This window comes from Pseudarthrobacter sulfonivorans (genome assembly GCF_014712225.1).
Lineage (GTDB): Bacteria > Actinomycetota > Actinomycetes > Actinomycetales > Micrococcaceae > Arthrobacter > Arthrobacter sulfonivorans.
In genome coordinates, this window is sequence record NZ_JACXBW010000018.1 from 41276 (window position 1) to 67565 (window position 26290).

Here is a 26290-nt window from a genome sequence, read left to right on the forward strand (position 1 = left end):
CCACCGGAGGGGGCGCTTTCCGTCAACGGTCCGCTTTATTCCTTCCGCCGCACCACCAGGCCGGTACCGGCGGGAGCGCCGCCGTCGGGCCCTGCCACTGCCTCAAGTCCCTCGATGGTGAGTTCATCGAGGTCGGCCGCCGTGTCCACCAGCACGGTGTCGCCGTCGGCGATGACGCCGGCGAGGATGGCCTTCGCCAGACGGTCGCCGATCTCGCGCTGTACGAGCCGGCGGAGCGGCCGGGCGCCGTATGCCGGATCAAAACCGGACATGGCCAGCCAGGCGCGGGCGCCGTCGGACACTTCCAGCGTGAGCCGGCGGTCGTGCAGCCGCTTTCCGAGCTCAGCCACCTGCAGTTCCACGATGTGGGACAGCTCGTCCACGGTCAGGGCATCAAACAGCACCACCTCATCCAGCCGGTTCAGGAACTCCGGCTTGAAGGAGGCATTGACGGTGGTCATCACGGCATTCCGCTTGGCCTGGGCGTCCAGCGACTGGTCCACCAGGAACTGGCTGCCGAGGTTGGACGTCAGCACCAGGATGGCGTTGCGGAAGTCCACGGTGCGGCCCTGGCCATCGGTGAGACGGCCGTCGTCGAGTACCTGCAGGAGGATGTCGAAGACCTCCGGGTGGGCCTTCTCCACTTCGTCCAGCAGGATCACTGAATACGGCCGACGGCGGACGGCCTCAGTCAGCTGGCCGCCCTCCTCGTAGCCGACATAGCCCGGAGGGGCACCAACAAGCCGGGCCACCGAATGCTTCTCGCCGTACTCGGACATGTCGATCCGCACCATGGCGCGTTCGTCGTCGAACAGGAAGTCCGCGAGCGCCTTGGCGAGTTCCGTTTTGCCCACGCCGGTGGGTCCGAGGAAAAGGAACGAACCCGTGGGCCGGTTGGGGTCACTGATGCCGGCCCGGGCACGCCGCACGGCATCGGACACCGCGGTCACGGCCTTGGACTGGCCGATCAGGCGCTTGCCGAGCTCTTCCTCCATGTGCAGGAGCTTCTGGCTTTCGCCCTGCAGCATGCGGCCGGCGGGAATGCCTGTCCAAGCGGAAATGACCTCGGCAATGTCGTCCGCGGTAACCTGCTCAGGCACCATCTGGCCGGACTTGTCCGTCACAGCCTCTTCAGCTGCGGCGGCCGCGTTCAGCTCGCGTTCCAGCGCCGGGATCTCCCCGTAAAGGATCCGCGACGCCGTCTCCAGGTCACCTTCACGCGCTGCCTTGTCGTAGGTGGAGCGGAGTTCGTCCAGCTTCGCCTTCAGGTCGCCTACGCGGTTCAGCCCCGCCTTCTCGGCCTCCCAGCGCGCGTTCAGCGCATCCAGCTCCTCGGTTTTGTCCGCCTTGTCCGAGCGTAGGGCGGCGAGGCGCTCCACGGAGGCGGCGTCCTTCTCGTTCGCGAGGGCCAACTCCTCCATGGTCAATCGGTCCACGGCGCGGCGCAGCTGGTCAATTTCCTCCGGGGCGGAGTCGATCTCCATCCGCAGCCGGGACGCGGCCTCATCCACCAGGTCGATGGCCTTATCCGGAAGCTGCCGGCCCGAGATGTAGCGGTTGGACAAGGTGGCGGCGGCTACCAGGGCGGCGTCAGCAATGGTCACCTTGTGGTGCGCCTCGTAACGTTCCTTCAGTCCGCGAAGGATGCCGATGGTGTCCTCCACGCTCGGCTCGCCGACGTAAACCTGCTGGAACCGGCGCTCCAGGGCAGGGTCCTTTTCGATGTTCTCGCGGTACTCGTCCAGCGTGGTGGCACCGATCAGGCGCAGCTCGCCGCGGGCCAGCATGGGCTTGAGCATGTTGCCGGCATCCATGGACGACTCTCCTGTTGCCCCGGCACCCACCACCGTATGGATCTCGTCAATGAAGGTGACGATCTGGCCCTCGGAGTTTTTGATTTCCTCCAGAACGGCCTTGAGCCTTTCCTCGAATTCGCCGCGGTATTTGGCGCCCGCCACCATGGAGGCGAGGTCCAAAGCGATCAGCGTCTTCCCGCGCAGGCTTTCGGGGACGTCGCCTGCCACGATGCGCTGGGCGAGGCCTTCGACGACGGCCGTCTTGCCCACGCCGGGCTCGCCGATGATGACGGGGTTGTTTTTGGTGCGGCGGCTCAGCACCTGGATGATGCGGCGGATCTCGATGTCGCGGCCGATCACCGGGTCCAGCTTGCCCGAGCGCGCCATCGCGGTGAGGTCGGTGCCGAACTTCTCCAGGGACTGGAAAGTGTTCTCGGGGTCCGGGCTGGTGACTTTGCGGTCACCGCGGACACCCGGCAGGGCGGCGAGGAGCGCTTCATGGGAGGCGCCGGCGTCGCGCATTAACCGCCCGACGGCGTCACTTCCGGCAGAGAGCCCCAGCAGCAGCACTTCGGTGGACACAAAGGTGTCACCGAGGCGGTCGGCCTCGTTTTTGGCGTTTTGGATGGCCTGCAGCGCGGGCCGGGACAGCTGGGCCTGTTGCGTGGAGCCGCCCGAGGTTGCCGGCAGTGCCTTGATGGCACTGCTCGCCTGGACGCTGACGGTGTCCGGATCAGCGCCGGTGGCGCGGAGGAGCGCGACCGCGACACCCTCCCGCTGATCCATGAGCGCCTTGAGCAGGTGGGCCGGCTCGACCTGCGGGTTGCCCGCAGTGGAGGCGTTCATGGCTGCTGCCGAAAGAGCCTCCTGGCTCTTGGTGGTGAATTTGACGTCCAAAGAGAGCTCCTTCCGAATGAGCATTTTCGCTAAGTTGAGTCTACTACGCTCAACTTTGATGCGTGCAAGACAGGGAGCATTTTTGCCCACAGCGAACCGGGTTTTCGGCAGCATCATCCGGACCCGAAGTAGTGCCCTTGCACTGTATCGCCGCCGGCCGGATCAACCTAGGATCGATGTGTGACCGGGGACCACTGTTCCGCCGGCGCACTCCAGCGGAGGTTCACCATGAAGAAGTTTGCTGTTCTTTACGTCGCACCGCAGTCAGCCCAGGCCCAGATGGCGGAGAGCTCGCCGGAGGCCGCGCAGGAAGGCATGAAGGCCTGGATGTCGTGGGCGGACCGCGCGGGCAGCGGGATTGTGGACATGGGAAGCCCGCTGGGTGAAGGCCGCGAAATCACGGCCACGGGCACCGCGGAGATCAGCAGCGCCAGCCATGTTGGCGGGTACGGCATCCTGCAGGCCGAGGACCTCGCCGGCGCCCAGGCACTCCTCGACGGGCACCCGCACCTCATGATGCCCGGCGCCAGCATCCAGGTCTACGAATTCCTGGACCTGCCGGGGATGTAGGAATTAGCCTGCCGCGGGTTTCGTCTCGATGTAGTTGATCACCAGGAACTCCCCCGCGGGGACCAGCTCCACATACCAGCGGGTGGGCTTGTCCAGGTCCTCCCAGCTGCCCCGGCCGGCGACGACAGGCCGGTAGACGGCGTCGAACTTCAGGAACGTCCCGCTGTCCGTGGCGCTCGAATCGATCTCCTGCAGCAGTTCAAACTTCCCGCGTCCGCTGCTCTCCGGCACCGCAGCGCGGACGGCTGCCAGGTTCTGCTGGTTCATCGTCTTTACGGAGCCAAAGTATTCCTGCCAGGCCACGTCGCTGTGCGAGGTGAACAGGGTGCTCGAGTAGGCCTCCGCGTTCCGGGCTGCCAGCCGCTCAACGCAGTTTTCGGGGACCGCCTTGCCGGGGCTCCACCCGGCGACCAGCTCGGAACCGGCATTGAACCAGCCGCTGTAGGCGTTCAGGACGCTGCCGATCGTCTCCCGCGGAGTGCCGATCGGGATCCGGACCGGCGTCAGGTCATTCTGGCCCACAAAGGGGCACTCCGGCGGCAGTGCCGACACAGGAGTGGCTGGTGCGATGTCCGGCAGCGGCGTTGGTGACGGGAACAGGCTGCAGCCGGTCAGGCCGGCCAGCAGCGCCAGTGCGGCAGCCGCCGTCGTAATTTTCTTCATGTTCTCCCCCAATAGCGCCGCCGCGTCCGGACGACGCTGACCAGCCTACCCGCGCCGGGGGCGCAGGAAGTGAGAGAGCGTCGGCCCAAAACCCGCGTTAAGTGAGAGAGCGTTGGTGGGTTAGCTGGGGTAGATGGCCACGGCGCCGGCCTTGATCACGAAGTACACCCGCGTGCCCGTCACGAGCCCCAGATCGGCGGCGGCGGCCGGGGTGATGTCGGCGCTCAGCCGCCCGCTTTCGCCCGCACGGACGCGGATTTGGTCGCCGTGCGGCTCCAGGTCCGTGATGGTGACAGGGAAAGCATTGCGCGGGCTGCCGTGCGCCTCGGACAGGAACACGGAAACGGCCGACGGCGGGAAGACAGCCACGCCGGGCTGTCCGGCGGCCAGCGGGCCGGGGAGGTCGTGGTGCTGTCCGTAGAGGTTCAGCCCGCCGGACCGAAGACCATGTTCAGTGATGTCGCCGGCCAGGAAGTTGAGCCCGGCGAGCCCGGCGGCGAAGCGGCTGCGCGGCCGCTGCAGGACCTCGCGGGCGGGGCCGTCCTCGCTGATCCGGCCGTTTTCCAGGATCACCACGCGGTCCGCGAGCATCAGGGCATCGAGGACGTCGTGCGTGATGATGATGGCGCGGCGGCCGGCCAGCACGCGTTTGAGCAGGCGGCGGAGCAGCGGCGCGGCATGGATGTCCAGGGCTGCCATCGGCTCGTCGAGGAGGAGCAGTCCGGGGTCAGCCGCGAGCGCCCGGGCCACCGCCACCCGCTGGGCCTGGCCGCCGGACAGCTCCGCGGGACGCCTGGCCCGCAGTTCCGTCGCCTCGACCTCCGCCAGCCAATGCTCTGCGGACTTCCTTGCTGCTGCGTTCGAGGCGCCGGCGCTCCGGGGCCCGAACGCGACGTTGTCCAGCACACTCAGGTGCGGGAAAAGCAGCGGTTCCTGCGCCAGGAGGGCGGTGCCGCGATGATGCGGTGCGGTCCATGAGCCACGCCCGGCAGTGAGATCAAAGAGCGTCCTGCCGTCCAGTTCGGCCGTGCCCGAGTCCGGGTGCAGGAGGCCCGCGATGACGTTGAGCAGCGTGGATTTACCCGCACCGTTGGGGCCCATCACGGCCACGGTTTCGGCCGGTCCGACGCTGAGGGACAAGTCGAAACCCCGCTGATCCACGGCGGCCCGGACCACAAACGTCACCGGACTGCACCGCTCGCGGCGGGCGCCGTCGTCGTCCTCTCCACGGTGGCCGGCCTGCCCGCGCGGGGACTCCGGTAGGCGAGCGCCACCACGGCGACGGCAACGGCCACCAGGACCAGGGAAAGTGCGACGGCGGCGTCCGCATCCGTTTCGCGCTGCAGGTAGATTTCCAGCGGCAACGTCCGGGTCACGCCCTGCAGGCTGCCCGCAAACGTGAGGGTGGCGCCGAATTCGCCGAGGCTGCGCGCGAAGGAGAGGACGGCGCCCGACGCGAGGCCCGGCAGCACCAGCGGGAGCGTCACCCGGCGCAGCACGGTGCTGGGGCTGGCGCCGAGGGTGGCCGCCACTGCTTCGTATCTGGGCCCGGCGATGCGCAGGGCGCCCTCAAGGCTGACCACCAGGAACGGCAGGGCAACAAAGGTCTGGGCCAGTACCACGGCGGTGGTGGAGAACGCGATCTGCAGGCCTGCCACCTCCAGCGTCCTGCCCAGCAGGCCCTGCCGGCCGAATGTGTACAGCAGCGCAATGCCGCCCACCACCGGCGGCAGCACCAGCGGCAGGAGGACCAGCGAGCGAAGGACACGCTGGCCGGGGAAACTGCCGCGGGCGAGGACCAGGGCGAGCGGCACCCCCAGGATGATGCAGAGGACAGTGCTCGCCGCCGAGGTGCGCAGGCTCAGTCCCAGGGCTGTCAGCGAGGATTCGGACGTGACCAGCGGGATGAAGTTGGCCCAGTTGACCTTGGCCACCATGGCTGCCAGTGGGAGCACCACGAGCAGCGCCCCGGCGGCGGCCACGGCGTAGACCCAGGCAGGAATGCCGGTGTAGGTGGCGGCTTTGCGGGCGGTCACGGGTCCAGCTACGGTTTGCCGAAGCCGGCGGCGGCCAGCGCAGCCTGGCCTTCAGGGCCCCGGACGAAGTCCACAAACGCGACCGCCGTAGCTTTGTTCCGGGCACCCTTCACGGCGGCGATGGGATAGGTGTTGATGGCCGTGGCTGCCTCGGGGAACGTGACCTCTTCCACCTTGGTGCCCGCGTTCCTGGCGTCAGTGACATAGACCAGCCCCGCGTCGGCCTCCCCCGAGATGACCTTGCCCAGGACGTCGGTGACCGAGGACTCTTCGCTGACGGGACTGAGCCTGGTGCCGGTTTCCTGCTCGATGGCTTGGGCGGCAGCACCGCAGGGCACCTGGCTGGCGCAGGCCACCACCTTGATGTCGGACCGGGCGAGGTCGCTGAAGCCGGTGATGCGGGCCGGGTTCCCGGGCGGGACCACGATGGTCAGCGTATTCGTGGCGAAGTTGCCGGGTTCGCCGGCCACCAGGTTTTCGCCCTCGAGCTTGTCCATGTTCCGGGTGTCCGCGGAGGCGAAGACGTCGGCCGGCGCGCCCTGGGTGATTTGCGTGACCAGGTCCGCCGAGCCGGCGAAGCTGAGGGTGACGTCTGTGCCCGGGTTGGCCGCCTCGAACTTTCCTGCGATGTCCGTGAAGGCCGTCTTGAGCGAGGCTGCGGCGAAAACGGTGACGCTGCCCGCCGCGCCGGACGCGCCGCCGTCGACCGCGGTTCCCTGCTTCGCCGCCCCACCGTCAGCCGCCGGCGAACAGCCGGCGAGCGCCAACGCCAGCGCCAGGACCACGAGAACCCCGGCGAATGCGCGCCTCATGCGGAACCCTTGCCGTGCGGCGTTTCGATGATGACGGTGGTGGCCTTGACCACGGCGGTGGCCACGGAGCCGAGTTCCAGGCCTAGATCGCGGACGGCTTCGCTGCTCATCAGCGAGACCACCCGGAACGGGCCGCACTGAAGCTCCACCTGCGCCATCACCTTGTCCGCGGTGACGCCCGTGACCAGGCCGACGAACCGGTTGCGCGCAGAGCTGCCGCTCCGGTGCGGATCATCCGGAAGCTGGGCGAGTTTCTGCGCGTGCCGGGCCAGTTCCAGCCCGTCCACTGCCAGCCTGCCGGCGTCGTCCTTTAGGGCGGTGAGGGTGCCGTTGTCCGTCCAGCGCCTGATGGTGTCATCACTGACGCCGAGGAACCGGGCTGCTTCGGAGACGCGAATAGTGGGCATTTGCCCATAATAGTCCGCATTTGCGGTTCCGGAGCCTATTTAAGGCTTTCCGGCAGGTGTTCCGGTCCGGGCGGGAGGTTGGCGGTGGCGGGTCCGTGGATGACGGTGCCGTCGGCGGCGAACCGGGAACCGTGGCAGGGGCAGTCCCACGTGGTTTCTGCGGCGTTGAACTCGACGGTGCAGCCCAAATGCGTGCAGATGGCAGAGAGGGAGTGGACGCGCCCGTCGGCGTCCTTGAACACGGCAGTGCTCTCGCCGGCGACGTCGATGACGGTTCCTTCGCCGGGGGTCAGCGTGACGTGGCCTGGCTGCGGGCTGGTCTTGCCGGGCAGGCCCGGGGCCCGGCTCTCCTCTGCCAACCCGCCGGCATTGGCTGCCGGGGTGGTTCGGTTGCTGTTGAACACCGCGGCCCAGGGGTTCTCCCGGCCGCTGATGATGTCTGTGAGGATGAGGGCGGCAGCTGTTCCATTGGTCAGGCCCCACTTGCGCAGCCCGGTGATGACGTACAGGTGCCTGGCGTCCGCGGACATGAGTCCAACGTAGGGCAGCCCGTCCGCCGGCAAATTGTCCTGGGTTGACCAGCGGTGGGTGACCTCACGGACACCGAGCCTGTCACGGGCGAAGGCGGCCAGCCTGCGGTACCGCCCGGCGCTATCACCGGCCTCGGACGCGGGATGGCCTTCCCCACCGGTCAGCACATAAGTCTGGCCCTCGATGCTGACCGTCAGGATGGAACGCATCGGTTCGTCGACGCTGATGAACGTGGCACCAAGCGGCGGAGTGTCCACGCGTCCGGCCACGATGTACGAACGATGCGCCTGGCACCGGGCGTCGAAACTGCCCTCGTCGGCGAACGGCACGTTCGTGGCGACGATGATGTCACGGGCCCGGACCGTGCCGCCCTCGGCGTCCACTTCGCCTGGGGTGCCGTCGTGGACCCGCAGCGCCCGGGTCTGTTCGAAGACGCAGCTGCCATCCCCGTGGACCGCACGCGCCAGGCCCTGAAGGTACTTCACCGCATGGAACTGAGCCTGCCCGTCGAACCGGACCGCGCCCTTGACCGGGAACGGCAGCGGCACCTCCGCGGTGAAAGTCGCGGGCAGGCCGAGGCTCGCGGCGAGGTCCGCTTCGGCGCGGACTTGTTCGAGGGTTTCGTCGGATTCGGCATAGGTGTGGTTGGCGACGAGGCGGAAGTCGCAATCGACGCTCTCCGCAGCCACCACACGCTGTATGTGTTCGATCGCGCCCTGGTTGGCCTGGCCGTAGATGCGCGCGGTGTCCGTGCCGTGGTTGCGGGCGAGTTCGGTGTAGGCAAGCCGGTGGAGCGAGGTGACCTTGCCGGTGGTGTGGCCCGTGACGCCGGTTCCAACCCGTGCCGCCTCGATGACCGCGACAGTGTGCCCGGCTCGTTTGAGGGCCAACGCGGCTGTCAGTCCGGCGACGCCAGCTCCGATGACGGCCACGTCCGCCTCGATATCCCGGTCCAGCGCCGGATAGCCGGTCTCCCCGGCGGAGGCGAGCCAGAGGGACTCGGGTTCACCTTGTAGCGGGCCACCGCCTGATATCTCCATCGAAACCTCCCATGACCCGGACGGATGGCAGTTCCTGCTGATCATCCGCCTTCCTCGGTGGAATATCAACGGTCCCCGGCGCCCTCCCCGCCGACAGTATTCGCAGGTCAGCGGCCGACTGTGGAACATCCCGCCCCAGCGTCCTACGCTATGGGGAGGGGAGAGGCCGCGGTCACTGAGGAGCGCGGTGATGAAGTGGATCAAGCCTGACAGCCCCGATTTTGACCAGGCCCGCAAGGTCTTCAATGCCATGATTGACAGGCGCCCGGCCGTCATTGCCCAGTGTTCAAATGATGCCGAGGTTGCCGAGGCCCTCCGCTACGGACGCGAGAATTCCCTGGCCATTGCCGTCCGGGCCGGCGGCCACTCAGTGGCCGGCATGTCCACGAACGACGGCGGCCTGGTGGTCGATGTCCGGCCCATGAAGACGATCGACGTGGATCCGGAATCCGGCATTGTCACGGTCGGCGCAGGCGTGACCTGGGGCGAGTTCGACCACGCCGCCCAGGAGCACGCACTGGCCGTGACCGGCGGACGCGCCTCCACCACCGGCGTCGCGGGCTTCACCCTCGGCGGCGGATCCGGGTGGCTGGAGCGCTCGTTCGGGTTCGCCTGCGACAGCCTCGTTTCGGTGAACCTGGTAACAGCCGACGGCGATCGGGTCACCGCGAGTGCCACGGAAAACCCCGAGCTCTTCTGGGCCTTGCACGGCGGCGGCGGGAACTTCGGCGTGGCCACGTCCTTTACGTTCCAGGCACACCGGCTCGGGCCCGTGGTGCAGGCCGGGATCTGGCTGTGGCCCGGCGAGGAGGCCACAGCTGTCACGCGGGCCTTCCGGGACCTGGCCCTCGCGGCCCCCGACGGCGCCGGCCTGGCACTGCTCTACCTGACCGCGCCGCCGGAGCCGTTTGTGCCCGAGCACCTCGTGGGGAAGATGGTCGTGGCCATCGGCTATGTTTACGCCGGCGACACCGAGGAGGGCTCCGAGCACGCCCGGCCCTTCCGCGAACTCGGGCCCGCCGTAGACCTGGTGGGCGACACTCCGTACGCCGAGTTCAACGGCTCCCTGGACGATCCGCCTGACCACTACAACTACTGGAGCGCGGACCATCATGACGAACTGCCTGACGACGCCCTGGACCTGTTTGTGGACTCGGCCCGGAACCTCCCCGATGCCACATCCCAGCTGCTGGTCGCCCGCTGGGGCGGCGCCGTCGGCGGTAATGCGGGCGCGGCCACACCGCTGGTCAACCGCAACGCTGCCTGGGTGAGCCACCCGTACGGGATTTCCCCCACGCCCGAGGAGGGCCAGCGGGCCAAGACCTGGGTGAAGGACTTCCGCGGGAGGATCGCGCCGTACGCCACCGGCGGGGTGTGGCTGAACTTCATCGGCAACGAGGGGCAGGACCGCATCCGTGCCGCGTTCGGCGACGCGAACTATGCGCGGCTGGCCAGGGTCAAAGGGGACTTCGATCCGCAGAACGTGTTCCGGGGCAACCAGAACATCCTGCCGGCGGATTCCTGAGTTCAGGCTCCGGGCGGCCTGTGCGTTCCGGAATAGACTCTTCCCATGGCGATTTACCTGGATCCGCCCCTGTGGCCTGCCCACGACACGCACTTTTCACACCTGGTCTCCGACACGTCGCTGGCGGAACTCCACGCCTTTGCGGCCGCGGCCGGCATCCCGGACCGGGCGTTCGACGGCGACCACTACGACGTCCCGGAGCGCCGGTTTGATGACCTCGTGGCCGCCGGCGCCATCCCGGTGGAAGCCCGGATATTGGTCCGTAAGCTCATCGCCAGCGGGCTGCGCATCCCTGCCCGGCAGCGCAGCAAATCCCTGAAAGTGCCGCTCCTGAACCGCTGGGAAAGCATCATGCCCGGCCACGACGCCCTCTTCCTGGACCTCCTGGACCGGTGGGGCGAGGAGCACCGGAAGTACCACGGCCGCACCCACCTCTTGGCCGTGCTCGAGGCCTTGGACATGCTCACTGATCCCGCCGAGCCGCCGCGGACCGTGCTGCTGGCGGCCTGGTTCCACGACGCCGTGTACCGCGGGGTCGCAGGCCAGGATGAGGAGCAGTCCGCCCAGCTCGCAGAGGACCGGCTGGCTGAGGCGGGGCTTCCGCCTGCCGAGGTCGAGGAGGTGGCGCGGCTGGTCATGCTGACGTCGGACCACCGCCCGGAACCAGGGGACGACGACGGCGCCCTCCTCTGCGACGCGGACCTCTCGGTCCTCGGCGGCGAACCTGGGCCCTACGCCAGGTACGTGGCTGCCGTCCGCGAAGACTACGCGCACATCGGGGACGCCGATTTCGCAGCCGGACGCGCCGCCGTCGTACGCCAATTACTGGAACTGGACCCGCTCTTCCACAGCGCGCGGGCCCGGGAGCTGTGGCTCGACGCTGCCCGCCGGAACCTGCAGGGCGAGCTCGCCTGACCCTTTACGGCCGCATCGGCCGATGCAAGACTGCACGGATGAACCTGCGCATCCAAGCTGTCAGCATCGATTCGACCGACCCCAAGGTGCCCGCCGATTTCTGGGAGAAAGCCTTGGGGTGGCGGCGGACGTACGAGGCGGCGGACGAGATTGTGCTGGAGCCGCCCGCTGGCAGCCCGGCCGACGGTGTCAGCCCGGACCTGCTGTTCCTGAAGGTTCCCGAGCGGAAAGAGCTCAAGAACAGGCTGCACCTGGATCTGCGGCCAGGCGATCAGGCCGCTGAAGTCCAGCGGCTGGAGGCCTTGGGTGCCACCCGGGCAGACGTTGGCCAGAGGCCCGAGGTGACCTGGGTGGTCATGGCTGATCCTGACGGCAACGAGTTCTGTGTGTTGCGTGCGCTGAAGTCCGAGGAGCTGGAAGCGCAGGGGCTGGTGCCCGGAGTGGAGGGGCCCGGCGCCTGACCGCCGCCGGCTGAATGGCTACCGGCGGTAGGCGGTGATGAACGGCGTGCTGGTGGGAACAATCTGCTTGCCCAGCGGCATCAGGCTCACCGGGATGAGCTTCAGGTTGGCGATGGCCAGCGGGATGCCGATGATGGTGACCGCCATGGCGAAGGCCGTGACCACGTGCCCGATCGCGATCCAGATGCCCGCCACCACCAGCCAGATCACGTTCCCCAGGAGCGAGAACACGCCGGTTCCGCCCGGCTTGTCCACCACCATCCGCCCGAAGGGCCACAACGTGTACGCCGCGATCCGGAACGAGGCGATGCCCCAGGGGATGGTCACGATCAGCAGGCAGCAGATGATGCCCGCAGCGAAGTAGCCCAGGGCAAGCCAGAATCCGCCGAAAACGAGCCAGATGATGTTGAGCAGTGTCTTCATCTGTCCATTGTGCCTTGCCGGGTCTGACAAAAACCTAGGGGTCTGCCCTGATTGGTCCCTGAAATACTGGCCGGGATCGCGTGGGAACCCTTGGATCAGCCCTTGGCGGCCTTGACGAACGCGCGGATCCTGTCCAGGTCCTTCACCCCGCGTGAGGCCTCGACGCCGGAGGAGACGTCCACGCCCCACGCGCCGGAGGCTGCGGCGGCGTCCGCCACTGTTTCCGGAGTCAGTCCACCGGCCAGCAGCCAGCTGCGGCCCTCAAGCGCTGCCACATCCAGCATGGAGGCGTAGTCCCAGGTTTCTCCGGATCCTGGCACTGCGGCATCAATCAACAGGAGCTCCTCGCCCCAGTCTTCGAACGCGTCCGCCGTGGCTGCCATGGTGACTGCCCTGACCAGCTTCATGCCGGCGTCGTGCACCGTGGCGACGTCTTCCGGGGTGAGGTCCCCGTGGAGCTGGATCCACTCGAGTCCGGCGGCGCGGGCGATGGCAAGGGCATCGGACACAGGTTCATGCCGGAATACCCCGATGGCGGCCACCCCGGCAGGCACGCCGGTAAGGAGCCCGGAAACCTGGGAGGGTGAGACCGCCCGCGGGCTGGCCGTCAGCACGAACCCGACGGCGTCCGCCCCGGCCTCGACGGCAACGCGGACCGATTCCGATGTACTCAGACCACATATTTTGACGAACATTCCCGGCTCCTTCAGGCTCTCTTCGCGATGTCCCCCGGGAGGAGACTAGCAGGGATCGGGGTCTGAGCGGACGGTGCCGTCATAACGGGCTGCCGCCGGCGGCCTGCCGAACGAACCGGCCCGACAAACTAGGCTGGACGAATGGAGATCATCCGCTTCGCAGAACTCAGGTCCGAACCGTGGCGCAACGGCGGCGGGGTGACCCGTGAACTGGCCAGCCATCCCAAGGCGGCCTCGGCGCAGGACGGCGCCTGGGACTGGCGGGTCAGCATCGCCGACGTCACCAAGGCCGGGCATTTCTCGGCGTTTCCGGGCATGGAGCGTGTGCTGACCGTGGTGGAGGGTGAACTGCTCCTGCTCACCGTGGACGGCGCCGAGCATCCGCTGGAAAAGTACCGTCCTTTCAGGTTCTCCGGTGACGCTGCAGCGCACGGCGCCCTGCCCACCGGCGACATCCGGGACCTCAACGTCATCACCCGGGCCGGCTCGTTCAAGGGCTTCACGTCCATCATTGAGCTGTCCAAGAAACGCGCGCACCCGGTTTTTGGGGGTCAGCTCGCGGTGCTTTTGCAGGGCCAGGCCACGGTCAGCCCCGGCGCTGCAAACGCTGCCGGGTCCGGCGCGGCTGCGAGCGCCGAGGACGGTGCCGAGGGCGAAGCTGCCGCGGCCCCCGCGGAACCCGAGGCACTCAACCGCTACGACGCCGTCGTCGGATCCGATACCCGCTCCCCAGAGGTCCTGGGCCGCGGCTTCCTGGCCGTGGTTTCGATCGACCGCGTGGAGGGCTGACGGGGCTGCAGGCTAGCCTCGCCTTCGTTACCTGAGCCTTTCCACACTGGTGCGTCTCTGGCCGCGCTCCTAGACTCGGGCTATGACTTCCACGCCCTTCAATGCGCTCCTGTCCACCCAGATCGGTAACGAGTTCGCGGCCTCGCAGCAGTACATCGCGGTGGCCACGTGGTTCGCCAACCAGGACCTTCCGCAACTGGCCCGCTACTTCTACCGGCAGTCGGTGGAGGAACGGAACCACGCCATGATGATGGTCCAGTACATGCTGGACCGAGACATCGTCTTCTCCATCCCGGGCGTCCCCGCCGTGCGGAACGACTTCGCCAACGTGACCGAGCCGCTGGCCCTGGCCCTGCAGCAGGAGAAGGAAGTGACCGCCAACATCGAGGCCCTCTTCCGCGCCGCCCGCGCCGAGGACGACGCCCTGGGTGAGCAGTTCATGCTCTGGTTCCTCAAGGAGCAGGTGGAGGAAGTCGCCTCCATGACCACCCTCCTGAACATCGCCGAACGCGCGGACAACCTCTTCGACATCGAGAACTTCATCGCCCGTGAAACCATCGGCGACGGCGGCCGCGACTCCTCCGCCCCCGAAGCTGCCGGCGGCGCGCTCTAGTCCCACCGGTGAGGCTGGCCACCAACCCGGCCACCCGCCGTCGGGGTTTGCTACGCTGGAAATAAGGCTCCGCAATCGGGCCTCCGGACGACGGTTCAGTACCCGGCACGCGACAAGACTGGCCAAAGGATCTGTCATGTCGTGGTTAGTCCTCATTCTTTCCGGGTCGTTGGAGGCCGTCTGGGCAGCCGCCCTGCACCGAACCTTCGAGTCATCAGGCCGCCGCCGCGTCGCACCCGCACTCCTTTTCCTGGTCTCCGTCCTTGCCAGCATGGCCGGCCTCGCCATCGCCATGCAGTCCATTCCCACCGGAACCGCCTACGCCGTCTGGGTGGGCGTGGGCGTGGTGCTGACCTCCGCGTACGCGATTCTCACCAAGGCTGAACGTCCGACGACGGCGCGCCTCCTGCTGCTCACGGGCATCGCTGCGTGCGTGGTTGGCCTGAAGGTGGTGGCGTGATGAACCCGCGTTCCGTTGCATGGCTGCTGCTCCTGGCCTCCGCCGTCCTCGAGGCGGTCTGGGCCACTGCTTTGGGCCTGTCCGACGGTTTCACCCGCCCGCTGCCCACCGCTGTCTTCGCCGTGACGTCCACGCTGAGCATGATCGGTCTGGGGCTCGCCATCCGAAGCATCCCGCTTGGCACCGCTTACGCCGTCTGGGTGGGGATCGGGGCTGCGTTGACGGTGGGCTGGGCAATGGCCACCGGCGTCGAACCCTTCAGCGTGCTGAAAGTCCTGTTCATCGCCGGGATTGTGGGCTGCGCGGCGGGCTTGAAGTCCCTGCCCGCTGAGGCCAGGGTCCGCGAGGACCAGCCGGTTTAGGCTTTTGCCATGGACTCCCCCGAAATCGCCGCGGCGATCGACGCGCTGAGGCACAGGCTCCACGACGGTGGGTTCGGCGGCGGCCGCCGGACCCTGCTGGGCATCACCGGGGCTCCCGGCTCCGGCAAATCCACGTTCGCCGCCCGGCTGCAGCTGGAATTCGGCCCTGGGGTTGCCGTCGTGGTGCCGATGGACGGCTTCCACCTCGGCAACGCCATCATCGACGGCACACCCCTGCGGCAACGCAAAGGGGCCATGGACACGTTCGACGTCGGCGGCTACCTGGCGCTGCTGCAACGGCTGGCGCGGCGTGATGAAGCCGTGGTCTACGCGCCGGAGTTCCGGCGCACCTTGGACGAACCGGTGGCCGCGTCCATCGCGATCCCAGCGTCCGTGCCGCTGGTCATCACCGAGGGGAACTACCTGCTGGCCGAGACGCTGGAGTGGAAGGACGTGCGGGCGCAGCTGGACGAGGTCTGGTTCATGGACACGCCTTCTGCCGTCCGGCTGGCCAGGCTGGTGGACCGGCACGTGGAGTTCGGCATGGAGCGGCCCGCCGCGGAAGCCTGGGCCTCGGGTCCGGATGAGAGGAACGCCCGGCTCATCGATGCCACGCGCCGGGCCGCGGACCGGATCATCCCCTGGGGCTAGGAATTCCGGAATACTGCAGCCGGCGGCGGGGTTCTTGGCTGTAAAACGCACCAGCATAACTCAAGAGTCCACAATGGAATGGAGAGCGTTCATGACTGCAACATCGGTTCACCTCGGCGACGGGCTCAACGTCAGCCCTCTCGGCTTCGGCGGAATGGCCCTCACCCCCGTCTACGGCGGAATTGACCAGGACGAGGCACTCAAAACCCTGCACCATGCCGTGGACGCCGGCGTCAGCTTCATTGACACCGCGGACATCTATGGCGGGGGCAGCAACGAGGAACTCATCGCGCAGTTATTCAGGGACCGCCGGAACGAAGTCCAGCTCGCCACCAAGTTCTCCCTGGTGGGCACGCCCACGGACGGCTACACGGACATCCGGGGCGACGCCGCCTACGTCCGGCAGGCCGTCGACGCCAGCCTGAAGCGGCTCGGCACGGACGTGATCGACCTCTACTACATGCACCGCCGTGACCTCCGCGTTCCGATAGTGGAAACCGTGGAGGCCATGGCGGGGCTGGTGCAGCAGGGCAAGGTCAAACACCTTGGCCTGTCTGAGGTGACCGCGCAGGAGCTGGCTGAAGCCCACTCGGTACATCCGATCGCCGCGGTCCAGAGCGAATGGTCCATCTGGAGCCGCGACGTGGAACGCAACGTTGTTCCGGCTGCCGCCGGCCTGGGCGTCGGCTTTGTGCCGTACTCGCCACTGGGCCGGGGATTCCTCACCGGCACCGTGGACGCATCGAGCCTGGGAGCCAGCGACTTCCGACGCCGGATCCCCCGTTTCGCCGAGGACGCCGCCGACGCCAACCAGGCGGTAGTGGCGGCCGTCCAGGCCGTGGCCACGGAACTGTCCGCAACCCCGGCCCAGGTGGCACTGGCCTGGCTGCTGGCGCAGGGAAAGCGGCTGGGCCTGCCCGTGGTCCCCATCCCCGGCACGCGCAAAACGCACCGGATCGACGAGAACCTGGGCGCCCTGTCCCTGGTCCTTAGCCCGGCACAACTGAACGCGCTGGACGAGGCTGCGGACGCCGTCGTCGGCTCCCGCTCTGCGGACCCCACCTGGGTGTCCCAGGGCCGCGAATAACCGGCGCCGTGAATAAACTGAGGCCCATGGACACGCTTATTCACGACCTACAGGACATCACCATCCGCCGGATTTCGGTCAGCGAGATGGACAACAACGTGTATCTGCTCACGGCTAAGGAGTCGGGCGCGCAACTGCTGATCGACGCCGCCGATGATCTCCCCGCCATCCAGGGGCTGCTGCAGGACGCGGCCGCGGATACCGCGGCAACGCCACAGCTTGCGCTGATCGCCACCACGCACCAGCACTGGGACCACGTCCGGGCACTGAAGGAACTGGTGGCAGCAACCGGCGCCCCGACCACTGCCGGAAAGGACGACGCCGGGGCGCTGCCTGTCTCCGTGGACCGGACCCTGGATCATGGGGATACCTGCGCCGTGGACGGCTTTGAGCTCACCGCAGTGCACCTGCGCGGACACACCCCGGGATCCATCGCGTTTGTCTATCGGGACCCCGCCGGGCCCACCCACATCTTCTCCGGGGACTCACTGTTCCCCGGCGGTGTGGGCAACACCCAGAAGGATCCTGGGCGGTTCAACCAGCTGCTCGACGACGTCAGCGAGCGGCTGTTCGATGCCTACCCGGATGACACCGTGGTCCACCCCGGCCACGGGAAGCCCACCACCCTCGGCGCTGAACGCCCGCACGTTGAAGAGTGGCGCGCCCGCGGCTGGTAGGACGGGTCAACAACCAATCGAGTGCTCCATAACTGCCGTTATGAACCTTCTAAACGGCGGTTACGGAGCACTCGATGGTGTTTAGGTGGGCCTAGCGGCTGCGGCGTTCGTTCGAAGCCGGAGCCGACGCGCGGCGGGGGCCGCTGCGTGCCGGACGGCCTTCACCGGAACGGCCGCCGCCGCCGTTGCCTGCGTACGAGCCACCGGAAGTACCACCGGTGTTGGAGGACCAAACAGCCTTGTTGCCGCCGCCGGCCGCGCCGGCACCTGCAGAGCGCTGGACGCCGCCGGTCCGGGCACCTGCAGCGGCGCCTGCACCGGCAGTGCGTGCGCCCGCTGCGCGCTGGCCGGTTGCCGGACGGCCGTTACGCTGTCCGCCGGACGACGCCGGGCGGCCGGAGGAAGCCGGACGTCCGGTTCCGCCGCGGGGAGCATCGCTGCGGGTGATTCGGGAATCCGTGCGGCCGTCAGAGCTGCGTCCGTCCGAACCGCGGCCGGCCGCGGCACGGCCACCTGCTGCGGGGACGTCGTTGCGGTGCGTTGAACCAGTGGTGCCGCGGGCGTTGCGGCGTGCAGCTGCTGCCGCGATGGCGCGGTCCTCGTTCTGCTCAGCTACGCGATCGAATGCTGCCCGTGCCTCGGTGCGGCCTTCGTAAGCCACGGCGCGGCGCTCTGCCCGGGGCAGGTCGGTGCGGGGAGCCTCAGCCGAGACACGTCCGCGGCCGCCACGTCCACCACGGCCACCGGCGGTGGGGCCGTCCTGGCTGCGGCGGGCGCGCTTGCGCTCGGCATTGGCACCCGTGGAGGTGCCGCCACCGGACTGCTTGGCCTTGGTGGCCAGCAGTGCCGCACGGGTGCGGGGATCAATCTTGTCGGCCATTTCGCCCACGAGTTCAGCAACCAGCGGCGAGTTGGCGGTGACGCGCTCGAAGTTGACCTCGACGCCGGCAGCCTTCATCAGCTTCTTGACGTCGGACTGCTGCTCCGGGAGGGTCAGCGTCACAACAGTGCCGTCCGAACCTGCCCGGGCGGTGCGGCCTGAGCGGTGCAGGTATGCCTTGTGCTCTGTGGGCGGATCAACGTGGATGACCAGTTCGACGTCGTCCACATGGACGCCGCGGGCGGCGACGTCGGTGGCCACCAGGACGCGCACGTCACCGGAGGAGAACTCGGCGAGGTTCCGGTCACGGGCGTTCTGCGAGAGGTTGCCGTGCAGGTCGACGGCGGGGATCCCGGCGTCGGTCAGGGTCTTGGCGAGCTTGCGGGCGTGGTGCTTGGTCCGCATGAAAAGTACGCGGCGGCCGGCACCCGAGGCGAGCTCGACGATCAGCTGCTTCTTGACGGTCTGGTCGTTGACCACCAGCACGTGGTGTTCCATGGTGGTCACCGCGGCCTGCGGGTCATCCACGGAGTGGGTCAGCGGGTTGGACAGGTAGCGCTGGACGATCTTGTCCACGCCGTTGTCCAGGGTGGCGGAGAAGAGCATGCGCTGGCCCTGGCTGGGGGTCATGTCCATCAGCTTCTTGACCACGGGCAGGAAGCCGAGGTCGGCCATGTGGTCGGCCTCGTCCAGGACGGTGACCTCAACGGCTTCGAGGGTCAGGATGCGCTGGCGGATCAGGTCCTCCAGGCGGCCCGGGCAGGCGATGACGATGTCGACGCCGGCGCGCAGGGCCTTTTCCTGGCGGGCCTGGGAGATGCCGCCGTAGACCACGGTGGTGTTCAGGCCCATGGCCTTGGCCATCGGCTCGATGGTGGCGTTGAGCTGGGTGGCCAGCTCGCGGGTCGGTGCGAGGACCAGGCCCATGGGGCGGCCGGGCTTGCGGAAGTGCTTGGCTTCCCGCTCAGCGAGTCGTGCTACAAGCGGGATGGCGAAAGCGATGGTCTTGCCGGAGCCGGTGCGGCCGCGGCCCAGGACGTCGCGTCCGGCCAGGGTGTCCGGGAGTGTCTTCACCTGGATGGGGAACGGCTCAAGAATTCCTTGTGCGGTGAGGGTCTCGGCAAGTTCTTTGGGCGTGCCGAGGGCAGCAAAAGTAGTCATAGATTCAAGGTCTTTCAGGCGGTATCCGTGCGGATATCGGCCCCCGATGCCGGTTGGCTCAAGGGTTTCGCCGAAGAAAATTCAGGTGATCAACCGGGCTGCTGCCCAATTCAGGGCGGCGGCCGGGACCAAATGGAACGCGTTCATCGACGCAGGATGTGCCTCTCACATGAAAAAACCCGCTTCCCAAAAATAGGGACCGGCGGGCATCACTGCACATCAAGTCCCCTAAGCATACCATCCCGCTGCCCCCAGCCCTGATTCGACCCCGCGGACAGGCAAGCGTGCGGACGGGACCGTTGCCTTCCAAGCCGGGCCGGGGCAGGCTTGAGGCATGACGCGACAGGGCGAGGGCCACCACCACGGAACGGACGACGGCGGCACGCGCCAGGAGGGTCGGCGGCAGCAAAGTGCGGCTGAAGCCTGGGACGAGAAATACGGCAGCAAGCCGCAGATCTGGAGCGGCAAACCGAACCCGCAGCTGGTCCGCGAGGGTGCCGGCCTGCGTCCGGGGAAAGCACTGGACCTGGGTTGCGGCGAAGGTGCGGACGCCATCTGGCTCGCGCAGCAGGGCTGGACCGTCACGGCCGTCGATATTTCCGCCGTCGCGCTGGAACGCGCCGCCAGGCACGAAAAAGATGCCTTGGACCGCGAAAGCGTGCACGCGGGACCTGACGCCATCGCCAGCCGCATCCACTGGGAACAGTGCGACCTGGACGAGTGGCAGCCCGCGGAGACCTACGATCTGGTGTCGTCCCAGTTCCTGCACGGACCCCAGCTGGTTTGGCAGGCTCCGCTGCGGACGGCGGCCGCCGCGGTCAAGCCGGGTGGAACACTGCTGATCGTGGGCCACCACCCGCACCGCCTGCCGCCGTGGGGAAACCACACCGCCCCGGAAATGTTCTATACCCCTGCCCAGCTCGTCCAGGAACTGGGCATCGAGTCCCCAGGCTGGCAGGTGGAGGTCAACACCACGCGGGATCGGGTCGCCAACGGGCCGGACGGGCAGGAAGCCGTCATCGCCGATACCGTGCTCCGGGCCACCCGGCTGGCCTGATTACTGAAGGGCCCGCGCCTTCCCGGCTCCCGCAACCCGCGGCGCCACGGCAACCGAGGCAACGGCCACCACCGCTGCCAGGGCGAAGACCCCCGCAAACGATTCCGCCGTCGTCGTAAACGCCGCAAAAACGATGCCCGTGGTGGCGAGGGCGAGCGCGCCGCCCAGCGAATCCGCGATGGACATCGCCGAACTGTTGAAGCCCTCGTTCTCCTTCGTGGACAGGGCCAGTGTCATCACACTCAGCCGGGGATAGAGCAGCCCCATCCCGCCGCCGGCGAAGGTCCAGCCGGCGATCGCGACGGCGGCAGGCCAGTGGAGAGCCGCGGTCGCCAGCGTGAGCACGATGGCCGCCAGCACCAGCGCGGAGCCGATGCGGACAGCAGCGCGGTGCTGCAGCCGTATGCCGAGCCGGCCCTGGATCGCGGCGGCACCGGCCCACGCCACGGCACCTGCGGTGAGGGCCAGCCCGGCGAACGTCGGCGCAAACGCGTACTGGTCGATCAGCAGGTAGGGCAGGTACACCTCCGCCCCGAAAAACGCCGCGGCGGCCAGGCCACGCGTGAGGATTACGCTCGGCAGGCCGCGTCGCGCGAGCAGTGTCCCGCGAGGCACGAGCGGGCGCACGGCAACGAGGGCTATGACGACGGCGGCCGCAGCCAGGAGTGCCGGCGCTGCAGGGAAGCCCGCAATGGTGACTTCCGCGGAAAGGTTGAGGCCCAGGACGGCGAGCGCGGCGAGCGCAGCCCAGGCGATCCGGCCCACCGCCCAGGGCGGCAGCGTTGCCTGCTCCGGCTGACGGTCCATGCCGCGGAGCACCGGAACAATCATCACCAGCGCGGGAACCACCAGTCCCACCACGCCGAGGAACACCCAGTGCCAGCTCAGGACCTCCGCCACGAGGCCTGCCGCGAAAGGCCCCACCAGTGAGGGAATGACCCACGCGGCGGAGAAGGCGGCGAAGATCCCCGGATGCAGGGCGGCAGGATAGACACGGGCCACCACGACGTAGAGGGCCACTGTCAGTGCCCCGCCGCCAAGCCCCTGCACCAGGCGGCCGGCGACCAGCACGGGCATGGACACGGCCGTGCCCGCGATGATCAGGCCGAGCACAAACAGTGCCACGGAGGCGTGGAGGGGCATGGTTGGGCCGCGGCGGTCCGACCAGTTGCCGGCCGCCACCATCCCGATCACTCCCGTAGCCATGGGCCCGGCGAAAGCCAGCGCATACAGGCTGGCCCCGTTCAGCTCGCGGCTGACCACGGGCATGATGGTGGTCACCGCCAGCGATTCGAACGCCGCCAGGAACACCAGGGAACACGCGCCGATGGTCACCCACAGGTACGGCGGCTGCAGGATCCCGGCGGTGGTCCCCGTTGAGGGGAGGGTGGATTCTCGCACGGCACCAGCCTGATCAGTAGTTGGACGCCACGGTATCAGGCAGGTGCAGGATCAGGCAGCGGCAGGGTCAGGCTGCGGCCACTACCGGACGGCCAGCGCCTCCTGCACGCTCTCCGCCACCGCCCTGGCGCCGGCCTGGCCCATGACGATCGTGTAATGGTTGACGTCGGGCACCTCCCGGACGCGGAGGGACGGCAGTTTCTCCGCCCACTCCTCAAGATAGCCGGGCGAGTACAGCGCGGACGGTTCGTTGAGCAGGCCGCGCGGCGCCCGAAGCACCTGGGTATCAACGGCCAGTTCATCCAGCGCCTTGAGCAGCGAGGCGCCCCGGTGCAGCTCGGCGGTGTCCTCGGCCATGGCCTGGTAGCGGGTGGCCGGCTTCAGTTCCGGCTCTTCCCCCGTCAGGTCGTAGTCCACATATTCCTCCACAAGCGGGCTCCAGTCCGCGCTGAACGCCGGGTGCTGCCGCCAGAAGGACCGGTAGACCTCGCGGCTGGGGAAAGTAGAGTTCAGGCGTTCCGCGGCCGGGCCCAGCACGGCGGCCACCACCTCCTCGTCCGAGAACCCGGCCGGAACCTGCAGCGGCAGCCCGCCGTCCACCAGCACCAGTGAACGCACCCGCTCGGGGAACAGGTTCGCCAGGACCAGTGCGGCAAAGGCACCCATGGAATGCCCGACGACGGTCACCGGTCCCGTGGTGAGGGCAGCCAGCACCGCGGCAAGATCGTTGGCGTGCGTGGGCATCCCGTAGGGCCCGGGCAGCGTGTTGCTGCGGCCGCGTCCGCGCAGGTCTGGCGCGATGATCCGGACGCCTGGGAGAGCCTCGGCCAGGTACGGCCACGCCTTATGAGACGCGGTCACGCCGTGGACGGCGAGGATGGTGGGGGCCCCGGGATCGTCCGGACCCCACAGGGCGGTGTGCAGGGTGCCGCCGCGGACCTCGACGTCGGTGGTCCGGTAGCCGGTGCTGCTGGCTGCTCGCGTCATGGGGCTTTCCCTTCCTGGGGCGGGGTGGGGGTGGTTGGGGCTGCGCCGGGGCCGGGCGCGAGGGCCCGTTCAATGAACTGCATCATTTCCTCGAACACGTCGTCCGGCACGTCGGGGCGCGCGCCCGGGACGGGGTCGGTACCTTCTTCGTCCCAGAGCACCCAGCGCATCCCGATGAGCTCGCCGATCCCCATCAGGGCCCAGGCCGCGACGGTGGGATCCATGTCCCGCACCTCGCCGCTGAGCTGGGCGGCTTTCAATCCCGCAATGTAGCCGTCCACAATCCGGGTGTAATGCAGCCGCAGAGCGCCGGGGGAAACGAATTCGGCCTGGCGGATGATCCGGTAGAGCGCCGGGTGCTGCGCCGTGAACCGGAAGAACGCCCGGAAACCTGCGCGTTCCGCCTCCAGGCGGGTGCCGCCGCCCCGGGCGGCGTCGGTCATGGCATGCCTGACCCGGCGGTTGAGGTCCTCCACCACCTCGTCAAAGATGGCCTGCTTGCCGTCGAAGTAGAGATAAAAAGTACCGAGTCCGACGCCGGCCGCTTCAGTGATCTTGACGATGGAGGCTTCGTGGTAGCCCACCGAGGCAAACACCGTTTCGGCCGCTTCGAGCAGTTTGGCCCGGGTGCGGGTGCCGCGTGCTGTGCGTGGCTGGGCGCTCATGGCCGGCCGCCTTCCGCGTGGGTCATCCGGACGGGGTCCCTGCCGGCGAGTTCCTGCCGCAGCCGGGCCCGCAACACCTTGTTCAATGCCGTGCGGGGCAGGGCCCCGACCATCGAGATGGTGGTGGGGACCTTGATGCCGGACAGTTGGGCGGCGCAGTGCTCCAGCAGTTCCTGCTCATCGGTGGCCATGCCTGCGCGCACCACTACAAAGGCCGCTCCGCTGTCGCCCCACCGCTCGTCCGGCACACCTACGACGGCGGCCTGCGCCACTGCGGGGTGGGCCAGCAGCACGGCCTCGACCTCGGCCGGGGCGACGTTTTCGCCGCCGGAGATGTAGATGTCCTTGAGCCGGTCCACCACCCGGATGTATCCGTCAGCGTCGCGTTCCACCAGGTCACCGGTGTGCAGCCAGCCGCCGGCGAGGACAGCCGCGGTGGCGGCGGGGTCGCGAAAATACCCGGCGAACACCCCGGGGCCGCCAACCAGGAGTTCACCGGTGGCGGCGCCGTCGTAAATTTCACCGGTGACAGGATCAGCAACGGCCACCGCGACGTGCGGATACGGCTTGCCGGAGTAGCCCACCATCCGCGCGGCGTCCTCGTTGGCCAGGCACAGCACGTTTGGCGACGCCTCGGTCAGGCCGTAGCCCTGGCTGAGGGCCACACCCCGGCGGTGCCAGATCCGCAGCAGCGGTGCCGGCATCGGCGCCCCGCCCACCACCGCATGGCGCAGGCTGCTGAGGTCGCTGTGCGCGAAGTCGGGGTGCTCGGCCAGCATCAGGTACTGGGTGGGAACTCCCATCAGCATGGTCACGCGGCGCTCGGCGATCAGCTGCAGGACCCGGCCCGGTTCGAAACCCCGTTCCAGGACCACCGTGGCACCGGCCCACCAGGCCAGCAGCGGCTGGATGTTCCACCCGCCCACATGGAACTGGGGCAGCACTGCCAGCACAACGTCGGTACTTGCCATGTCCAAGGTCCGGGAAAGCGAAAGGTTGGTCCAGAAGCAGTTCGCGTGGGTCAGGACGGCGGCCTTGCTGGCCCCTTCGGTACCCGAGGTGAAGATCATCAGGAGGGCGTCGTCGTCGCGCACTTCCTTCCTGAACACCGGCGCCGCGGCGGGGAGCGCGCGCGACGGAGCGGGCACGGACTTTTCGACGCCGCCGGGACCGGGCGCCGCGGTCCGCGGCGGTTGGGGCAACAGGGAGCACGCCGCGGCGGCCAGGGCGTCGAGGTCATCTTCGACGAGCAGCAGCTGCGGATCGGCCAGCCCCAGCTGCAAGGAGAGTTCACGGGGCGAGAGCCGCCACGAGAGCGGCACCAGCACCAGCCCGGCCTTGGCGCAGGCGAAGAACACCACCACGTGGTCCGAGCTGTTGCCCGTCAGGGTGGCGATCCTGTCGCCGGTGACGTAGCCGGCAACCTGCAGCGCCGCGGCGAGGTTGGCCGCCCGCCGTTCCAGCTCCGCGTAGCTCAGGGTGAGCCCGCGGTCGTCGATGGCAATCCGGTGCGGGGTGGCGAGGCTGCGGTCGGTGGTCCAGCGCCCGAGGGTGTGCAGTCCGTCCGCGTGGCCCGGCCCGGTTGTGCTGGTCATGCGGCCTCTTCCAGGATCTCGCGGGACTTCTGTACGCGGTCCGCGCCGCGCCGGCTGCGGCGCTGGGCCAGCCGCTGGGCGGTGCCCGTCAGGCCGCCCGGCAGGAAGAGCACCACCAGGATGAACAGGGTGCCGAGGATAAAGAGTGGTTCTGACAACGGTACGCGCAGGACGTCGGGCAGCGCATCGATGGCGTCCGAGTTCGCCAACGCGGTGAGCCGCTGGTCCAGGATCGTGTAGAAGACCCCGCCGATCACTGCGCCCCAGCGGGAGCCCACACCGCCCAGGACCACCATGACCAGCAGGGTGATGGTGAGGTCGGCGGACACGGCCCGGGGCACCGCGCCGCTCTGCAGCAGCAGGAACACCATGCCGATGATGCTGACCAGGACCGCGGAGACCACAAAGATCAGCAGCTTGACCAGGTAGGGCTGCAGGCCGAGCACGCGGACCCGGAGCTCATTCTCGCGGACGGCCGCAGCAACGTGGCCGGCGCGGGAGGACTGCACCCACGTGACAATGATGAAGACGGCCACGAGCACGGCCAGGGCCAGCCAGTAAAGGTTGCGGGTGTTCACCACGCCCACCAGGAAGTCGGGCAGGTTGTCCGTGCGCAGCGTGAGGCCTTCATCGCCGCCGGTGGCACCTTCCGGGTTGCGCCCCACGACTACGGAGCCGGCCTGGGCGAAGGCCAGGGTGACCATGGCGAAGGGGATCCCGCTGACCCGGAGGCTGATGCTGCCCACCACGTGCGCCAGCACAATGACCACCAGCAGGGTCAGACCCATGGCCGGAAGCAGCGGGATGTCCAGGTTCTGCAGGATGATCCCGAGCCCGTAGACCCCGGCACCGAAGTAGAGGGCATGCCCGAAGGAGAGCAGGCCGGCGACGCCGAGCAGCAGGTGGTACGTCAGGGCGGCGGCGGCCATCAGCATGCACATGGCCAGCAGCTGAAGCGAACCGGGCGTATACGTGGGTCCGGGCAGCACGCCGGGCAGCGACAGGTTGAGCAGCGGCAGCAGGATCAGCAGGACGATCCCCGCGATGCCGGCTGCGGCGCCCACCATCCTGCCGCGGGTCAGATGCAGCGGTGGGCGGCCGCCGTCGTTCACTGCACGACGGCGGGGCGACCCC

General features: G+C 68.3%; 27 protein-coding genes and 1 riboswitch. Of the genes, 12 read left to right on the forward strand and 15 right to left on the reverse strand.

The window, feature by feature from the left end; all coding sequences use genetic code 11:
• Positions 1–35: 35 nt before the first annotated feature.
• Positions 36–2693, reverse strand: a complete 2658-nt coding sequence (clpB, locus tag IAQ70_RS19105; RefSeq protein WP_190991180.1) for an ATP-dependent chaperone ClpB — start codon at positions 2691–2693, stop codon at positions 36–38.
• Positions 2694–2873: 180 nt separating this feature from the next.
• Here clpB and IAQ70_RS19110 point away from each other — a divergent pair, with 180 nt between their 5' ends.
• Positions 2874–3263 (forward strand): hypothetical protein, encoded by a 390-nt coding sequence (locus IAQ70_RS19110; RefSeq protein ID WP_190991181.1) that lies wholly within the window; start codon positions 2874–2876, stop codon positions 3261–3263.
• 3 nt (positions 3264–3266) lie between these two features.
• On the opposite strand, the gene IAQ70_RS19115 is transcribed toward IAQ70_RS19110, so the two are convergent.
• From IAQ70_RS19115 to IAQ70_RS19140, 6 genes are all read right to left on the reverse strand, one after another.
• Positions 3267–3926, reverse strand: coding sequence for a hypothetical protein (locus IAQ70_RS19115; protein WP_190991183.1), 660 nt, complete (start codon positions 3924–3926; stop codon positions 3267–3269).
• A gap of 120 nt (positions 3927–4046) precedes the next feature.
• Complete coding sequence (locus tag IAQ70_RS19120) at positions 4047–5111, reverse strand: sulfate/molybdate ABC transporter ATP-binding protein (RefSeq protein ID WP_190991185.1); 1065 nt, start codon at positions 5109–5111, stop codon at positions 4047–4049.
• Positions 5108–5962 (reverse strand): ABC transporter permease, encoded by an 855-nt coding sequence (locus IAQ70_RS19125; RefSeq protein ID WP_190991187.1) that lies wholly within the window; start codon positions 5960–5962, stop codon positions 5108–5110. The genes IAQ70_RS19120 and IAQ70_RS19125 overlap by 4 nt, the downstream gene beginning before the upstream one ends.
• An 8-nt stretch (positions 5963–5970) precedes the next feature.
• On the reverse strand, positions 5971–6774 hold the full coding sequence (gene modA / locus IAQ70_RS19130) for a molybdate ABC transporter substrate-binding protein (protein ID WP_190991190.1): 804 nt from the start codon (positions 6772–6774) through the stop codon (positions 5971–5973).
• Complete coding sequence (locus IAQ70_RS19135) at positions 6771–7181, reverse strand: TOBE domain-containing protein (RefSeq protein ID WP_190991192.1); 411 nt, start codon at positions 7179–7181, stop codon at positions 6771–6773. Before IAQ70_RS19135 ends, modA begins: the two co-directional genes overlap by 4 nt.
• Positions 7182–7216: 35 nt before the next feature.
• On the reverse strand, positions 7217–8752 hold the full coding sequence (locus tag IAQ70_RS19140) for an FAD-dependent oxidoreductase (protein WP_190991194.1): 1536 nt from the start codon (positions 8750–8752) through the stop codon (positions 7217–7219).
• A 190-nt stretch (positions 8753–8942) separates the two neighbouring features.
• On the opposite strand from IAQ70_RS19140, the gene IAQ70_RS19145 reads away from it, so the two are divergent.
• From IAQ70_RS19145 to IAQ70_RS19155, 3 genes are read left to right on the forward strand one after another with little or no spacing between them, the layout of a single operon-like run.
• On the forward strand, positions 8943–10277 hold the full coding sequence (locus tag IAQ70_RS19145) for an FAD-binding oxidoreductase (protein ID WP_190991196.1): 1335 nt from the start codon (positions 8943–8945) through the stop codon (positions 10275–10277).
• A gap of 45 nt (positions 10278–10322) precedes the next feature.
• Positions 10323–11192 (forward strand): DUF4031 domain-containing protein, encoded by an 870-nt coding sequence (locus IAQ70_RS19150; RefSeq protein ID WP_190991198.1) that lies wholly within the window; start codon positions 10323–10325, stop codon positions 11190–11192.
• A gap of 38 nt (positions 11193–11230) precedes the next feature.
• Positions 11231–11653: a VOC family protein gene (locus tag IAQ70_RS19155; RefSeq protein ID WP_190991200.1), complete on the forward strand. Its 423-nt coding sequence runs from the start codon at positions 11231–11233 to the stop codon at positions 11651–11653.
• Between the two features lie 18 nt (positions 11654–11671).
• On the opposite strand, the gene IAQ70_RS19160 is transcribed toward IAQ70_RS19155, so the two are convergent.
• Positions 11672–12076 (reverse strand): YccF domain-containing protein, encoded by a 405-nt coding sequence (locus IAQ70_RS19160; protein WP_190991202.1) that lies wholly within the window; start codon positions 12074–12076, stop codon positions 11672–11674.
• 95 nt (positions 12077–12171) lie between these two features.
• Positions 12172–12771 carry a phosphoribosylanthranilate isomerase gene (locus IAQ70_RS19165; protein ID WP_190991203.1) on the reverse strand — a complete coding sequence of 200 codons (600 nt, stop codon included), beginning with the start codon at positions 12769–12771 and terminating at the stop codon, positions 12172–12174.
• A 141-nt stretch (positions 12772–12912) separates the two neighbouring features.
• Between IAQ70_RS19165 and IAQ70_RS19170 the strand changes: the two genes are divergently transcribed.
• The 7 genes from IAQ70_RS19170 to IAQ70_RS19200 all read left to right on the forward strand — a co-directional run bounded on the left by IAQ70_RS19170 (position 12913) and on the right by IAQ70_RS19200 (position 17410).
• Positions 12913–13560 (forward strand): HutD/Ves family protein, encoded by a 648-nt coding sequence (locus IAQ70_RS19170; RefSeq protein ID WP_190991206.1) that lies wholly within the window; start codon positions 12913–12915, stop codon positions 13558–13560.
• Positions 13561–13642: 82 nt separating this feature from the next.
• On the forward strand, positions 13643–14173 hold the full coding sequence (locus tag IAQ70_RS19175) for a ferritin (protein ID WP_190991208.1): 531 nt from the start codon (positions 13643–13645) through the stop codon (positions 14171–14173).
• 61 nt (positions 14174–14234) lie between these two features.
• Positions 14235–14300: riboswitch (guanidine-III (ykkC-III) riboswitch) on the forward strand.
• A 9-nt stretch (positions 14301–14309) separates the two neighbouring features.
• The gene (locus tag IAQ70_RS19180) at positions 14310–14633 is read left to right on the forward strand and encodes a DMT family transporter (RefSeq protein WP_190991210.1); all 324 of its coding nucleotides are present in this window, start codon (positions 14310–14312) and stop codon (positions 14631–14633) included.
• A complete protein-coding gene (locus tag IAQ70_RS19185) occupies positions 14633–14995 on the forward strand; it encodes a DMT family transporter (RefSeq protein WP_190991212.1) in 363 nt (120 codons plus the stop codon). The genes IAQ70_RS19180 and IAQ70_RS19185 overlap by 1 nt, the downstream gene beginning before the upstream one ends.
• A gap of 9 nt (positions 14996–15004) precedes the next feature.
• Positions 15005–15646: a nucleoside/nucleotide kinase family protein gene (locus IAQ70_RS19190; protein ID WP_190991214.1), complete on the forward strand. Its 642-nt coding sequence runs from the start codon at positions 15005–15007 to the stop codon at positions 15644–15646.
• Between the two features lie 91 nt (positions 15647–15737).
• Positions 15738–16733 (forward strand): aldo/keto reductase, encoded by a 996-nt coding sequence (locus tag IAQ70_RS19195; protein ID WP_223860370.1) that lies wholly within the window; start codon positions 15738–15740, stop codon positions 16731–16733.
• A 26-nt stretch (positions 16734–16759) separates the two neighbouring features.
• The gene (locus tag IAQ70_RS19200; protein ID WP_190991218.1) at positions 16760–17410 is read left to right on the forward strand and encodes an MBL fold metallo-hydrolase; all 651 of its coding nucleotides are present in this window, start codon (positions 16760–16762) and stop codon (positions 17408–17410) included.
• Positions 17411–17501: 91 nt separating this feature from the next.
• Here the strand turns inward: IAQ70_RS19200 and IAQ70_RS19205 are convergent, their stop codons facing one another.
• A complete protein-coding gene (locus tag IAQ70_RS19205; protein ID WP_190991220.1) occupies positions 17502–19451 on the reverse strand; it encodes a DEAD/DEAH box helicase in 1950 nt (649 codons plus the stop codon).
• A gap of 334 nt (positions 19452–19785) precedes the next feature.
• On the opposite strand from IAQ70_RS19205, the gene IAQ70_RS19210 reads away from it, so the two are divergent.
• Positions 19786–20508: a class I SAM-dependent methyltransferase gene (locus IAQ70_RS19210; protein WP_190991222.1), complete on the forward strand. Its 723-nt coding sequence runs from the start codon at positions 19786–19788 to the stop codon at positions 20506–20508.
• Here IAQ70_RS19210 and IAQ70_RS19215 read toward each other — a convergent pair whose 3' ends face one another.
• The 5 genes from IAQ70_RS19215 to IAQ70_RS19235 form a co-directional block, all read right to left on the reverse strand.
• Positions 20509–21909, reverse strand: a complete 1401-nt coding sequence (locus IAQ70_RS19215) for an MFS transporter (RefSeq protein WP_190991224.1) — start codon at positions 21907–21909, stop codon at positions 20509–20511.
• Between the two features lie 81 nt (positions 21910–21990).
• Positions 21991–22896 carry an alpha/beta hydrolase gene (locus IAQ70_RS19220; protein ID WP_190991227.1) on the reverse strand — a complete coding sequence of 302 codons (906 nt, stop codon included), beginning with the start codon at positions 22894–22896 and terminating at the stop codon, positions 21991–21993.
• A complete protein-coding gene (locus IAQ70_RS19225; RefSeq protein WP_190991229.1) occupies positions 22893–23561 on the reverse strand; it encodes a TetR/AcrR family transcriptional regulator in 669 nt (222 codons plus the stop codon). The genes IAQ70_RS19220 and IAQ70_RS19225 overlap by 4 nt, the downstream gene beginning before the upstream one ends.
• The gene (locus IAQ70_RS19230; RefSeq protein WP_190991231.1) at positions 23558–25156 is read right to left on the reverse strand and encodes a class I adenylate-forming enzyme family protein; all 1599 of its coding nucleotides are present in this window, start codon (positions 25154–25156) and stop codon (positions 23558–23560) included. Before IAQ70_RS19230 ends, IAQ70_RS19225 begins: the two co-directional genes overlap by 4 nt.
• Entirely contained in the window at positions 25153–26223 is a 1071-nt protein-coding gene (locus IAQ70_RS19235; protein ID WP_223860387.1) for a branched-chain amino acid ABC transporter permease, read from the reverse strand. The genes IAQ70_RS19230 and IAQ70_RS19235 overlap by 4 nt, the downstream gene beginning before the upstream one ends.
• Positions 26224–26290: the final 67 nt, after the last annotated feature.